Source organism: Streptomyces sp. NPDC002144 (assembly GCF_053593695.1).
This window is the reverse complement of record NZ_JBSFDB010000003.1, coordinates 394,496-407,151: the sequence shown is the minus strand read 5'-3', so window position 1 is coordinate 407,151 and position 12,656 is coordinate 394,496. Positions and strand designations below refer to the sequence as shown.

Annotated in this window: 12 protein-coding genes; all 12 read left to right on the top strand. The window is 69.6% G+C overall.

Annotation, left to right across the window (positions count from 1 at the left end):
• Window positions 1-2: 2 nt before the first annotated feature.
• The 12 genes from ACWCQ1_RS06820 to ACWCQ1_RS06765 all read left to right on the top strand — a co-directional run bounded on the left by ACWCQ1_RS06820 (window position 3) and on the right by ACWCQ1_RS06765 (window position 12,587).
• Window positions 3-1,418, top strand: a complete 1,416-nt coding sequence (locus ACWCQ1_RS06820; protein ID WP_358595201.1) for a UDP-N-acetylmuramoyl-tripeptide--D-alanyl-D-alanine ligase — start codon at window positions 3-5, stop codon at window positions 1,416-1,418.
• Complete coding sequence (gene mraY, locus ACWCQ1_RS06815; protein WP_133043089.1) at window positions 1,418-2,488, top strand: phospho-N-acetylmuramoyl-pentapeptide-transferase; 1,071 nt, start codon at window positions 1,418-1,420, stop codon at window positions 2,486-2,488. Before ACWCQ1_RS06820 ends, mraY begins: the two co-directional genes overlap by 1 nt.
• The gene (gene murD, locus ACWCQ1_RS06810) at window positions 2,470-3,903 is read left to right on the top strand and encodes a UDP-N-acetylmuramoyl-L-alanine--D-glutamate ligase (RefSeq protein WP_358595198.1); all 1,434 of its coding nucleotides are present in this window, start codon (window positions 2,470-2,472) and stop codon (window positions 3,901-3,903) included. Before mraY ends, murD begins: the two co-directional genes overlap by 19 nt.
• A gap of 20 nt (window positions 3,904-3,923) precedes the next feature.
• Window positions 3,924-5,285 carry a putative lipid II flippase FtsW gene (gene ftsW, locus ACWCQ1_RS06805; RefSeq protein ID WP_133042846.1) on the top strand — a complete coding sequence of 454 codons (1,362 nt, stop codon included), beginning with the start codon at window positions 3,924-3,926 and terminating at the stop codon, window positions 5,283-5,285.
• A gap of 6 nt (window positions 5,286-5,291) precedes the next feature.
• On the top strand, window positions 5,292-6,395 hold the full coding sequence (murG, locus tag ACWCQ1_RS06800; RefSeq protein WP_451025997.1) for an undecaprenyldiphospho-muramoylpentapeptide beta-N-acetylglucosaminyltransferase: 1,104 nt from the start codon (window positions 5,292-5,294) through the stop codon (window positions 6,393-6,395).
• A 37-nt stretch (window positions 6,396-6,432) separates the two neighbouring features.
• Window positions 6,433-7,236, top strand: a complete 804-nt coding sequence (locus ACWCQ1_RS06795; RefSeq protein ID WP_451025996.1) for a cell division protein FtsQ/DivIB — start codon at window positions 6,433-6,435, stop codon at window positions 7,234-7,236.
• Between the two features lie 278 nt (window positions 7,237-7,514).
• Complete coding sequence (gene ftsZ / locus ACWCQ1_RS06790) at window positions 7,515-8,711, top strand: cell division protein FtsZ (RefSeq protein ID WP_451025995.1); 1,197 nt, start codon at window positions 7,515-7,517, stop codon at window positions 8,709-8,711.
• 13 nt (window positions 8,712-8,724) lie between these two features.
• Entirely contained in the window at window positions 8,725-9,468 is a 744-nt protein-coding gene (pgeF, locus tag ACWCQ1_RS06785) for a peptidoglycan editing factor PgeF (protein WP_451026020.1), read from the top strand.
• Window positions 9,465-10,184: a YggS family pyridoxal phosphate-dependent enzyme gene (locus ACWCQ1_RS06780; RefSeq protein ID WP_133042842.1), complete on the top strand. Its 720-nt coding sequence runs from the start codon at window positions 9,465-9,467 to the stop codon at window positions 10,182-10,184. The genes pgeF and ACWCQ1_RS06780 overlap by 4 nt, the downstream gene beginning before the upstream one ends.
• Before the next feature lie 129 nt (window positions 10,185-10,313).
• The gene (locus tag ACWCQ1_RS06775; protein ID WP_133042841.1) at window positions 10,314-10,955 is read left to right on the top strand and encodes a cell division protein SepF; all 642 of its coding nucleotides are present in this window, start codon (window positions 10,314-10,316) and stop codon (window positions 10,953-10,955) included.
• 71 nt (window positions 10,956-11,026) lie between these two features.
• On the top strand, window positions 11,027-11,311 hold the full coding sequence (locus ACWCQ1_RS06770; RefSeq protein ID WP_016435858.1) for a YggT family protein: 285 nt from the start codon (window positions 11,027-11,029) through the stop codon (window positions 11,309-11,311).
• 52 nt (window positions 11,312-11,363) lie between these two features.
• Window positions 11,364-12,587, top strand: coding sequence for a DivIVA domain-containing protein (locus tag ACWCQ1_RS06765; RefSeq protein ID WP_133042840.1), 1,224 nt, complete (start codon window positions 11,364-11,366; stop codon window positions 12,585-12,587).
• The last annotated feature ends 69 nt before the right edge of the window (window positions 12,588-12,656 follow it).

Here is a 12,656-nt window from a genome sequence, read left to right as displayed (position 1 = left end):
TTGTGATCGCCCTCTCTCTCGCCGAGATCGCCTCAGTCGTCGGCGGGCAGACGCACGACATACCGGATCCGTCCGTCCAGGTCACCGCTCCGGTCGTCCGGGACTCGCGGGAGGTGCAGCCGGGCGGGCTCTTCGTCGCCTTCGTCGGCGAGCACGTCGACGGCCACGACTTCGCCCAGCAGGTCGTGGCGGCGGGCGCGGTGGCCGTCCTGGGCTCGCGGCCCGTCGGCGTGCCCGCGATCGTCGTGGACGACGTCCAGACCGCGCTCGGCGCCCTCGCCCGTCATGTCGTACGCCGCCTCGGCGCGACCCTCGTGGCGCTCACCGGCTCCGCGGGCAAGACCAGCACCAAGGACCTCATCGCCCAGGTGCTGCGGCGCAAGGCGCCGACGGTGTTCACGCCCGGCTCGCTCAACAACGAGATCGGGCTGCCGCTCACGGCCCTGTCCGCCACCGAGGACACCAGGTTCCTCGTGCTGGAGATGGGCGCCCGCGGCATCGGCCACATCCGCTACCTCACCGAGCTGACCCCGCCCAGGATCGGGCTGGTGCTCAACGTCGGCTCCGCCCACATCGGCGAGTTCGGCGGCCGCGAGCAGATCGCGCAGGCCAAGGGCGAACTCGTGGAGGCCCTTCCGTCGGCACAGGACGGCGGCGCCGCGATCCTCAACGCGGACGACCCGCTCGTACGGGCCATGGCGTCCCGTACGAAGGCGAAGGTGGTCCTCTTCGGCGAGGCCGACGAAGCGGACGTACGCGCCGAGAACGTGCGACTCACGGACACCGGACAGCCCGCCTTCCGGCTCCACACACCCTCCGGTGCAAGCGATGTGACCATGCGCCTGTACGGTGAGCACCACGTGTCGAACGCGCTCGCCGCGGCCGCCGTCGCCCATGAGCTGGGCATGTCCGCGGAAGAGATCGCCACCGCGCTCTCCGAGGCGGACTCCCTCTCCCGCTGGCGCATGGAGGTCACCGAGCGACCGGACGGCGTGACCATCGTCAACGACGCCTACAACGCGAACCCCGAGTCCATGCGAGCCGCCCTGCGCGCGCTCGCGGCGATGGGCCGGGGGCGGCGAACCTGGGCGGTGCTCGGCAAGATGGCCGAGCTCGGGGACGAGGCGCTCGCCGAGCACGACGCGGTCGGACGGCTCGCCGTCCGGCTCAACGTCAGCAAGCTCGTCGCGGTCGGGGGCAGGGAAGCGTCCTGGCTGCAACTGGGCGCATATAACGAGGGTTCGTGGGGTGAGGAGTCGGTGCACGTGTCCGACGCACAGGCGGCGGTCGACCTGTTGCGCAGCGAGTTGCGCCCGGGGGACGTCGTGCTCGTGAAGGCGTCCCGTTCGGTCGGCCTCGAGAGCGTCGCCCAGGCGCTGCTCGCGACCGGTGCCGAGGGTGAGGTCGCTGCCCGATGATGAAGCAGATCCTGTTCTCGGGAGTCATCGGTCTGTTCCTGACCCTGGTCGGCACCCCGCTGCTGATCAAGCTCCTGGCCCGCAAGGGCTACGGGCAGTACATCCGGGACGACGGCCCCCGTGAGCACGCCAGCAAGCGCGGTACGCCGACGATGGGCGGCATCGCCTTCATCCTGGCCACGGTCGCCGCCTACTTCCTGTCCAAGGTGATCACCGGCTACGCGCCCACCTACTCGGGCCTGCTGGTGCTCGGCCTGATGGTCGGCATGGGCCTGGTCGGCTTCCTCGACGACTACATCAAGATCGTCAAGCGTCGTTCGCTGGGCCTGCGGGCCAAGGCGAAGATGGCCGGCCAGCTGATCGTCGGCATCTCCTTCGCGGTACTCGCCCTGCAGTTCCAGGACGCCCGCGGCAACTCCCCGGCCTCCACCAAGCTGTCGTTCATCACCGACTTCGGCTGGTCGATCGGCCCGGTGCTGTTCGTGGTCTGGGCCCTGTTCATGATCCTCGCGATGTCGAACGGCGTGAACCTGACGGACGGTCTGGACGGCCTCGCCACCGGCGCCTCCGTCCTGGTCTTCGGCGCCTACACGTTCATCGGCGTCTGGCAGTTCCAGGAGTCCTGCGCCAACGCGCAGACCCTGACCAACCCGGGCGCCTGCTACGAGGTGCGCGACCCGCTCGACCTCGCGGTCATCGCCTCCGCGCTGATGGGCGCCTGCCTCGGCTTCCTGTGGTGGAACACCTCGCCCGCCAAGATCTTCATGGGCGACACCGGCTCGCTCGCCCTCGGCGGTGTGCTGACCGGTCTGGCCATCCTCTCCCGCACGGAGCTGCTGGTGGCCCTCATGGGCGGTCTGTTCGTCCTCATCACCATGTCGGTGGTCATCCAGGTCGGCTCGTTCCGGCTCACCGGCCGGCGCGTCTTCCGGATGGCGCCACTCCAGCACCACTTCGAACTCAAGGGCTGGTCCGAGGTCCTGGTGGTGGTCCGCTTCTGGATCATCCAGGGCATCTGCGTGATCGTCGGACTGGGCCTCTTCTACGCGGGATGGGCAGCGGACAAGTGACCGACCGGCAGGGGCTCTCCCTTGAGGGCAAGCACGTCACCGTCGCCGGACTCGGCGTCTCCGGCATCCCGGCGGCCAAGGTGCTGCACGCGCGCGGGGCGGTCGTCACGGTCGTCAACGACGGCGACGACGCACGCGCGCGTGAACAGGCCGCCGAGCTGGAGGCCCTGGGGATCACCGTGCGGCTGGGAGACGGCGCCACCCTGCCCGACGGCACGGAGCTCGTCGTCACCGCGCCCGGCTGGAAGCCGGACAAGCCGCTGTTCACCGCGGCCCGCGAGGCGGGCGTCGACATCTGGGGCGACGTCGAACTCGCCTGGCGGCTGCGCGGACCCGACGCGGCCCCCTGGCTCGCCGTGACCGGCACCAACGGCAAGACCACCACCGTCCAGATGCTGGCGTCGATCCTGAAGGCGGCGGGTCTGCGCACGGCGGCCGTCGGCAACATCGGCGTCTCGCTGCTGGACGTCGTGCTCGGCGAGGAGCAGTACGACGTCCTGGCGGTGGAGTTGTCGAGCTATCAGCTCCACTGGGCACCCTCGCTGCGGGCGCACTCGGCGGCGGTGCTCAACCTCGCCCCCGACCATCTCGACTGGCACGGCTCCATGGAGGCCTACGCCCGGGACAAGGGCCGTATCTACGAGGGCAATCGGGTCGCCTGCGTCTACAACGCCGCCGACAAGGCCACCGAGGACCTGGTCCGCGAGGCCGACGTCGAGGAGGGCTGCCGGGCCATCGGCTTCACCCTCGGCACTCCCGGGCCCTCTCAACTCGGTGTCGTGGACGGCATCCTGGTCGACCGCGCCTTCGTGGAGAACCGGCAGAAGAACGCCCAGGAACTCGCCGAGGTCTCCGACGTCCGTCCGCCGGCCCCGCACAACATCGCCAACGCCCTTGCCGCGGCGGCCCTCGCGCGTGCCTTCGGGGTGCCCCCCAAGGCCGTACGCGACGGGCTTCGGAACTTCACGCCGGACGCGCACCGCATTGCGCACGTGGCCGATGTCGACGGTGTCGCCTACATCGACGACTCCAAGGCCACCAACACCCATGCCGCGGAAGCCTCATTGGCGGCATATGAGTCGATCGTATGGATTGCGGGCGGACTCGCCAAGGGTGCGACCTTCGACGAGCTGGTCGCCAAGTCGGCAAAGCGACTTCGTGGTGTCGTGCTCATCGGACAGGACCGCGCCCTGATCCGCGAAGCCCTGGCGCGACACGCGCCGGAAGTACCCGTCGTCGACCTCGACCGGACCGACACTGGGGCGATGCTCGCGGCCGTCCGGGAGGCCCGGCGGCTCGCGGTCGCAGGAGACACGGTGCTGCTGGCCCCCGCCTGTGCCTCGATGGACATGTTCGCCAACTACAACAAGCGCGGTGACGCGTTCGCGGAGGCGGTTCGCGAACTCGGCTCCTGACCGACGCAGCGGAGGCGCTGATGCCCAGTAGCCGTACCGGACGGCCGCCCGTGCAGCGGGCCGTCAGACGTCCCGCCGCTTCCCGGCCGTCCCGTGACAACCCGCTGCGGCGCGCCTACGTCAACGCCAAACGCGCCTGGGACCGGCCGCTGACCGCCTACTACCTGATCGCCGGCGGCAGTTTCCTGATCACCGTGCTCGGCCTGGTGATGGTCTACTCGGCCTCCCAGATCACCGCGCTGCAGATGTCCCTGCCCGGCTCCTATTTCTTCCGCAAACAGCTGCTCGCGGCCGTGATCGGTGGCGTCCTGCTGCTGATCGCCTCCCGGATGCCGGTCAAGCTGCACCGGGCGCTGGCCTACCCGATCCTCGCGGGCGCCGTCTTCCTGATGGCGCTGGTGCAGGTGCCGGGGATAGGGATGTCGGTCAACGGCAACCAGAACTGGATCTCGCTCGGCGGCTCCTTCCAGATCCAGCCCAGCGAGTTCGGCAAGCTCGCGCTGGTCCTGTGGAGCGCCGACCTGCTGGCCCGCAAACAGGACAAGAACCTGCTCAACCAGTGGAAGCACATGCTGGTGCCGCTCGTGCCGGTCGCCTTCCTGCTCCTCGGGCTGATCATGCTCGGCGGCGACATGGGCACGGCGATCATCCTCACGGCGATCCTGTTCGGCCTGCTGTGGCTGGCCGGGGCGCCCACCCGCCTCTTCGTCGGCGTGCTGTCGATCGCCGCCACCCTCGGTGTGATCCTGATCAAGACCAGCCCCAACCGGATGGCCCGGCTCGCCTGCATCGGCGCCACCGAGCCCCGGTCCGGGGCCGCCGACTGCTGGCAGGCCGTGCACGGGATCTACGCCCTCGCCTCCGGCGGAATCTTCGGCTCCGGGCTCGGTGCGAGTGTGGAAAAATGGGGCCAACTCCCAGAAGCCCACACGGACTTCATCTTCGCCGTCACCGGTGAGGAACTGGGCCTGGCGGGGACGCTGTCGGTGCTCGCCCTCTTCGCGGCTCTAGGCTATGCGGGTATCCGCGTGGCCGGACGTACGGAGGACCCCTTCGTCAGGTATGCCGCGGGAGGCGTGACCACCTGGATCACCGCGCAGGCGGTGATCAACATCGGTGCGGTGCTCGGCCTGCTGCCGATCGCCGGCGTCCCCCTCCCGCTGTTCTCCTACGGAGGATCCGCCCTGCTGCCGACCATGTTCGCCATCGGGCTGCTGATCGCGTTCGCGCGCGACGAGCCCGCTGCGCGGGCGGCGCTTTCCCTGCGGCAACCCCGCTTTGGTAGAAAGCGGGCGGGAGGCGCCATGCGAGACCGGGGGCCTCGGAGATGGAACACGATGCGACGGCGGGCGCCCAGGGCGCGGCCGTCCGGAGAGCGGTGAATTTCGGTGCATGTCGTACTCGCCGGTGGGGGGACCGCCGGCCACATCGAGCCCGCGCTCGCCCTCGCGGACGCCCTGCGCAGGCAGGACCCGACCGTGGGGATCACGGCCCTGGGCACGGAGCGGGGCCTGGAGACCAAGCTCGTCCCGCAGCGGGGCTACGAGCTCGCGCTGATCCCCGCCGTACCGCTGCCCCGTAAGCCCACGCCCGAGCTGATCACCGTCCCGGGCCGGCTGCGCGGCACGATCAAGGCGACCGAGCAGATCCTGGAGCGCACCAAGGCGGACGCGGTCGTCGGCTTCGGCGGCTATGTGGCACTGCCCGGCTACCTCGCCGCCAAGCGCCTCGGTGTGCCGATCGTCATCCACGAGGCCAATGCCCGCCCGGGCCTGGCCAACAAGATCGGCTCCCGGTACGCGGCCCAGGTGGCCGTCGCCACCCCGGACAGCAAGCTGCGCAACTCCCGCTACATCGGGATCCCGCTGCGCCACTCCATCGCCACCCTGGACCGGGCGGCAGCCCGTCCCGAGGCCCGGCACATGTTCGGCCTCGACCCCAACCTGCCCACGCTCCTGGTCTCCGGCGGCTCGCAGGGCGCCCGCCGCCTCAACGAGGTGGTCCAGCAGGTCGCGCCGTGGCTGCAGCAGGCCGGCATCCAGATCCTGCACGCGGTCGGCCCGAAGAACGAACTGCCGCATGTACAGCAGATGCCGGGAATGCCCCCCTACATCCCGGTAAGTTACCTGGACCGGATGGATCTCGCGTACGCCGCGGCCGACATGATGCTCTGCCGCGCGGGCGCGATGACCGTCGCCGAACTCTCCGCCGTCGGACTTCCGGCCGCCTACGTCCCGCTGCCCATCGGCAACGGCGAACAGCGGCTGAACGCCCAGCCGGTGGTGAAGGCCGGCGGCGGACTGCTGGTCGACGACGCGGAACTCACGCCCGAGTGGGTGCGGGAGAACGTCCTGCCCGTGCTCGGCGACCCGCACCGGCTGTACGAGATGTCCCGCGCGGCAAGCGAGTTCGGCCGCCGGGACGCCGACGACCTGCTCGTCGGCATGGTGTACGAGGCGATCGCCGCCCAGCGTGCACACCGACAGGGCTGACAGGGCTGTATTTCCGTGTAGGTGAAGGGCAGGGGCCGTGGCCGGACCGACGACCGTGGAGCGCGGGCAACGCCAGCAGGAGTCGTCCGGTCCGCCCCTCGCCCGGCGGTTGCGACGGATGGTGCGGCGACGGCTTCGTACGATCATCATGCTCGCCGTAGCGATGGTCTTCCTCGGGACGGCCGGCCTGTGGGCGTTGTACGGCTCCTCCTGGACGCGCGTGGAGCGTGTGACGGTCTCCGGCACCCGGGTGCTGACGCCCGGGCAGGTGAGCGAGGCCGCCGAAGTCCCCGTCGGGGCGCCGCTGATTTCCGTCGACACCGATGCGATCGCATCACGACTGCGCCGGAAACTGCCCCGAATTGACACGGTTGACGTGGTTCGTTCATGGCCCCATGGAATCAGCCTGAAAGTGGTCGAGCGCACTCCGGTTCTGATTGTCCAAAAGGGCGGAAAGTTCGTCGAAGTGGACCGCAAGGGCGTCCGTTTCGCCACGGTTTCCGAGGCCCCGAAAGGCGCTCCCGCGCTCGAATTGAGCATCTCCCGCTCGGGTTCCGCCGCCGCGAGCCTGCGCCGCTTCGGCGAGGACCGCTTGGTGCGCGAGGCGGTGACGGTCGCCCGGTCCATTCCGGCCGCCGTCGCGCACGAGACCCGGAGCGTCAAGGTGCGTTCCTTCGACGACATCTCACTGGAGTTGGGCGACGGCCGCACGGTCGCCTGGGGAAGCGGCGAACGAGGCGCGCTGAAGTCCCGTACGCTCACCGCCCTGATGAAAGCGGCACCGGACGCGCGGCACTTCGACGTCTCGGTTCCCACCGCCCCGGCGTCATCGGGGAGTTGACGCACATCCGCGCAGGCCAGCACCCTGGTTGGGCAGCGCTATGGCTGATCACATAGGGTGAAAAGAAAAACGGGAGGTTCGGCGTGTTCGTTGAACGTGCGCCACTTGTCGACTTAGTGTCCTGTTCGGAAGACTCCAGCGAACAGTCACACTGGTAACCCTAAACTTCAACGTTAGGGTTCGGGTCGGCGCTACGGACCGTCCCATTCGGCATCAGTCGTCGGATCGCACTCACCCGCGAAACGGCGACACGTAACTCGAGGCGAGAGGCCTTCGACGTGGCAGCACCGCAGAACTACCTCGCAGTCATCAAAGTCATCGGTGTCGGCGGCGGTGGTGTCAATGCCATCAACCGGATGATCGAGGTCGGTCTCAAGGGCGTCGAGTTCATCGCCATCAACACCGACGCGCAGGCGCTGTTGATGAGCGACGCCGACGTCAAGCTCGACGTCGGCCGCGAACTCACCCGCGGACTCGGCGCCGGAGCCAACCCGGCCGTCGGCCGCAAGGCCGCCGAGGATCACCGCGAGGAGATCGAGGAGGTCCTCAAGGGGGCCGACATGGTCTTCGTGACGGCCGGTGAAGGCGGCGGCACCGGTACCGGCGGCGCGCCCGTCGTGGCCAACATCGCCCGCTCCCTGGGCGCCCTCACCATCGGCGTGGTCACCCGCCCGTTCACCTTCGAGGGCCGGCGCCGCGCCAACCAGGCCGAGGACGGCATCGCCGAACTCCGCGAAGAGGTCGACACCCTCATCGTCATCCCGAACGACAGGCTGCTGTCCATCTCGGACCGCCAGGTCTCGGTGCTCGACGCCTTCAAGTCCGCGGACCAGGTCCTGCTCTCCGGTGTCCAGGGCATCACCGACCTCATCACCACCCCCGGCCTCATCAACCTCGACTTCGCCGACGTCAAGTCCGTGATGTCCGAGGCCGGTTCCGCGCTCATGGGCATCGGCTCGGCCCGCGGCGACGACCGCGCGGTGGCCGCGGCCGAGATGGCCATCTCCTCGCCGCTGCTGGAGGCGTCCATCGACGGCGCCCGCGGCGTGCTGCTCTCCATCTCCGGCGGCTCCGACCTCGGCCTGTTCGAGATCAACGAGGCCGCCCAGCTGGTCAGCGAGGCCGCCCACCCCGAGGCCAACATCATCTTCGGCGCGGTCATCGACGACGCCCTCGGCGACGAGGTCCGGGTCACCGTGATCGCGGCCGGTTTCGACGGCGGCCAGCCGCCGGCCCGCCGGGACAACGTCCTCGGCTCGTCCTCCGCCTCCTCCCGCCGCGAGGAGCCCACTCCGGTACGGCAGCCCGAGTCCCGCCCGTCCTTCGGCTCGCTCGGCAGCGTCACGCCGAAGGAGGACCCGGAGCCGACGCCCGAGCCGGCCGCCGACCTCCCGGTCTCCCCGCCGGTCCCGCCGTCCCGGTCCTACACCGACAGCGCGGCCGAGGAACTGGACGTACCGGACTTCCTCAAGTGATCCTTCTGACGTGATGGAGCAACGCTCGGAAACGAGCACAGTGGGCGGCGCGCACTTCGCCTTCACCAGCCGGTGGGGCGGGGTGAGCGCCGTTCCGTACGAGGAGCTCAACCTCGGCGGGGCCGTCGGCGACGACCCCGACGCCGTACGCACCAACCGGGAGCTGGCGGCCAAGTCGCTCGGAGTCGATCCGGCACGGGTCGTGTGGATGAACCAGGTGCACGGCAACGAGGTCGCCGTCGTCGACGGTCCCTGGGCGGAGCGCCCGGTGCCGGAGGTCGACGCGGTCGTCACCGCGCGCCGCGGACTCGCGCTCGCCGTGCTCACCGCCGACTGCACGCCCGTTCTGCTCGCCGACCCGGTCGCCGGGATCGTCGCCGCCGCGCACGCGGGCCGGCCCGGCATGGTCGCCGGGGTCGTCCCCGCCGCGCTACGCGCGATGACCGAGCTCGGCGCCGACCCCGCCCGGATCGTCGCCCGCACCGGACCCGCCGTGTGCGGGCGGTGCTACGAGGTGCCGGAGGCGATGCGCGCGGACGTGGCCGCCGTCGAGCCGGCGGCGTACGCCGAGACGAGTTGGGGCACGCCGGCGGTCGACGTGACCGCCGGGGTGCACGCGCAGCTCGAACGGCTCGGGGTGCGCGACCTGGAGCGGTCGCCGGTGTGCACCCGGGAGTCGGGCGATCACTTCTCGTACCGGCGCGATCGCACCACGGGGCGACTCGCGGGATATGTCTGGCTGGACTCAGGGGCATGACGGACCGTAAGGACGAACTCGCCGAAAACCTGGCGAAGGTGGAGCGTCGTATCGCCGACGCCTGCGCCGCCGCCGGGCGCGCTCGCGAGGAGGTGACGCTGATCGTGGTCACCAAGACGTATCCGGCGCGCGACGTGCGGATCCTGGCGGAGCTCGGTGTCCGCCATGTCGCCGAGAACCGGGACCAGGACGCGGCCCCGAAGGCCGCGGAATGTGCGGATCTGCCACTGACTTGGCACTTCGTTGGTCAGTTGCAGACCAACAAGGTTCGTTCCGTGGTCGGTTACGCCGATATGGTGCAGTCCGTCGATCGTGCCCGGCTGGTCACGGCGCTCTCGAAGGAGGCGGTGCGGCAGGGACGCGAACTCGGCTGTCTGATCCAGGTCGCGCTCGACGCGGACGAGAGCGGTCGCGGGGAGCGCGGGGGTGTCGGTCCCGAGGGAATCGAAGAGTTGGGCGACCTGGTCGCCCGCTCGCCGGGTCTGCGGCTGGACGGTCTGATGACCGTCGCACCGCTGACCGGGCCCTACGCGGGACGTGAACAGGCGGCGTTCGAGCGGTTGATGGATTTGTCGACCGACCTGCGCCGAGCCCATCCGGCTGCGAACATGGTCTCGGCAGGGATGAGTGCGGACCTCGAGCAGGCCGTGGCGGCCGGGGCGACACATGTACGCGTCGGTACGGCGGTACTCGGAGTCCGCGCACGGCTCGGGTAACGTCGCCAGGAAGTCGGACCACAGCAGAAAATATGGTCAATACCGCCGGAAGGCGGGCACAACGGCCTCGTGGATCGCGGGCACTTGACGGTCGTCAGTCGATCCACCACAGAGCGGAGGACTCAGAGCATGGCCGGCGCGATGCGCAAGATGGCGGTCTACCTCGGCCTCGTGGAGGACGATGGGTACGACGGCCGGGGATTCGACCCCGATGACGACTTCGAGCCCGAACTGGACCCCGAGCCGGAGCGGGACCACCGACGGCACGAGCCGTCCCACCAGTCGCACTTGGCACATCAGTCCCAAAGGGACGAAGAGGTGCGAATCGTACAACCACCCGCTCCGCGCGAGCCGGTCGCCCGTTCCGCTTCGCTACCCGCGGAATCCGGCCGTCCGGCGCGCATCGCGCCCGTGGCGTCCATCACACAAGAACGCGCAAGCCTGGAGAAGAACGCACCGGTGATCATGCCCAAGGTCGTGTCGGAACGAGAGCCTTACCGGATCACCACACTGCACCCGCGGACCTACAACGAGGCCCGTACCATCGGGGAACACTTCCGTGAGGGCACCCCGGTGATCATGAATCTGACTGAGATGGACGACACAGACGCGAAGCGACTTGTCGACTTTGCGGCCGGATTGGTGTTTGGTCTTCACGGCAGCATCGAGCGGGTGACGCAGAAGGTGTTCCTGTTGTCGCCTGCTAACGTCGATGTCACGGCGGAGGACAAGGCCCGCATCGCAGAGGGCGGGTTCTTCAACCAGAGCTGAGACGCACGACCGGAAACAGCAGTAAAAGTAGTACCCAGCAGCACGGAACAGGGGAGAGGGAAGCACCAGCAATGAGCGTGGTCCTGGATGTCATCTACATCGCGCTGATGTGCTTCCTCATCGTGCTCATCTTCCGGTTGGTCATGGACTACGTCTTCCAGTTCGCCCGCTCATGGCAACCCGGCAAGGCGATGGTGGTCGTTCTGGAGGCCACCTACACTGTCACTGATCCACCGCTCAAGCTTCTGCGGCGGTTCATCCCGCCGCTGCGTCTCGGGGGCGTGGCGCTCGACCTGTCCTTCTTCGTACTGATGATCATCGTCTACATCCTGATCTCGATCGTGAGCCGGCTGTGAGCGATGTGACCTACCGTCTTGCCGATGCCGACGACTACGTTGAGGTGAAGAGATGCCGTTGACCCCCGAGGACGTGCGGAACAAGCAGTTCACGACCGTCCGCCTCCGAGAAGGCTATGACGAGGACGAGGTCGATGCCTTCCTCGACGAGGTCGAAGCCGAACTGACCCGCCTGCTCCGGGAGAACGAGGACCTGCGCGCCAAACTGGCCGCGGCCACGCGCGCCGCTGCTCAGAACCAGCAGAACATGCGCAAGCCCCCGGAGGGTCCCGGCGGTCCGCAGGACCAGCAGGGCGGTATGCCGCAGGGCGGCATGCCTCAGCAGGGCGGTATGCCGCAGCAGGGCATGCGAGGGCCGGGCGCCCCCGTGCCGGCCGGCATATCGGGCCCGCCGCAGCAGCAGATGGGTGGCCCCATGGGTGGCCCGCCCCAGCTGCCGAGCGGTGCGCCGCAGCTGCCCGCCGGTCCCGGTGGACAGGGCGGCCCGCAGGGTCCCGGTCCGATGGGCCAGGGTCCGATGGGTCAGGGCCCCATGGGTCAGGGCCAGATGGGCCAGGGTCCGATGGGCCAGGGCCCGATGGGCGGCCCCATGGGCCAGCCCCCCATGCAGCAGCAGATGGGCGGCCCGATGGGTGGCCCCATGGGCGGTCCGATGGGCGGCCCCGGTCAGGGCCCCGGTGGCGACAGCGCCGCCCGTGTCCTCTCGCTGGCCCAGCAGACCGCCGACCAGGCGATCGCCGAGGCCCGTTCCGAGGCCAACAAGATCGTCGGCGAGGCCCGCAGCCGCGCCGAGGGTCTCGAGCGTGACGCCCGTGCCAAGGCCGACGCCCTGGAGCGGGACGCGCAGGAGAAGCACCGCGTCGCGATGGGCTCCCTGGAGTCCGCCCGCGCCACGCTGGAGCGCAAGGTCGAGGATCTGCGCGGATTCGAGCGCGAGTACCGCACGCGTCTGAAGTCGTACCTGGAGTCGCAGCTGCGTCAGCTGGAGACCCAGGCCGACGACTCGCTTGCTCCGCCGCGCACTCCGGCCGCCGCAAGCCTCCCGCCGTCCCCGGCGCCCTCCATGGCCCCGGCCGGCGCGAGCGCCCCGTCCTACGGCGGCAACCAGACGATGGGCGGTGGGCCGAGCCCCGCCGGTCCGTCCTATGGCGGCCAGCAGCAGATGACGCCGGCCATGACCCAGCCGATGGCTCCGGTCCGTCCGCAGGGTCCGTCCCCGATGGGCCAGGCCCCCTCGCCCATGCGCGGGTTCCTGATCGACGAGGACGACAACTGACGGCCGCGACACGGTGAGTAGTACGCCGTAGGCGTCGGCAGCGTTCAAGGGCGGGTCCCGGATTTCGGT

Excerpts from the sequence above, each read along its gene's own strand:
- ACWCQ1_RS06780 (WP_133042842.1), top strand. The coding sequence starts at position 9,465 with ATGACGGACCGTAAGGACGAACTCGCCGAAAACCTGGCGAAGGTGGAG.
- mraY (WP_133043089.1), top strand. The coding sequence starts at position 1,418 with ATGAAGCAGATCCTGTTCTCGGGAGTCATCGGTCTGTTCCTGACCCTG.
- ftsW (WP_133042846.1), top strand. The coding sequence starts at position 3,924 with ATGCCCAGTAGCCGTACCGGACGGCCGCCCGTGCAGCGGGCCGTCAGA.
- pgeF (WP_451026020.1), top strand. The coding sequence starts at position 8,725 with ATGGAGCAACGCTCGGAAACGAGCACAGTGGGCGGCGCGCACTTCGCC.
- ACWCQ1_RS06765 (WP_133042840.1), top strand. The coding sequence starts at position 11,364 with ATGCCGTTGACCCCCGAGGACGTGCGGAACAAGCAGTTCACGACCGTC.
- ACWCQ1_RS06770 (WP_016435858.1), top strand. The coding sequence starts at position 11,027 with ATGAGCGTGGTCCTGGATGTCATCTACATCGCGCTGATGTGCTTCCTC.
- ACWCQ1_RS06775 (WP_133042841.1), top strand. The coding sequence starts at position 10,314 with ATGGCCGGCGCGATGCGCAAGATGGCGGTCTACCTCGGCCTCGTGGAG.
- murD (WP_358595198.1), top strand. The coding sequence starts at position 2,470 with ATGGGCAGCGGACAAGTGACCGACCGGCAGGGGCTCTCCCTTGAGGGC.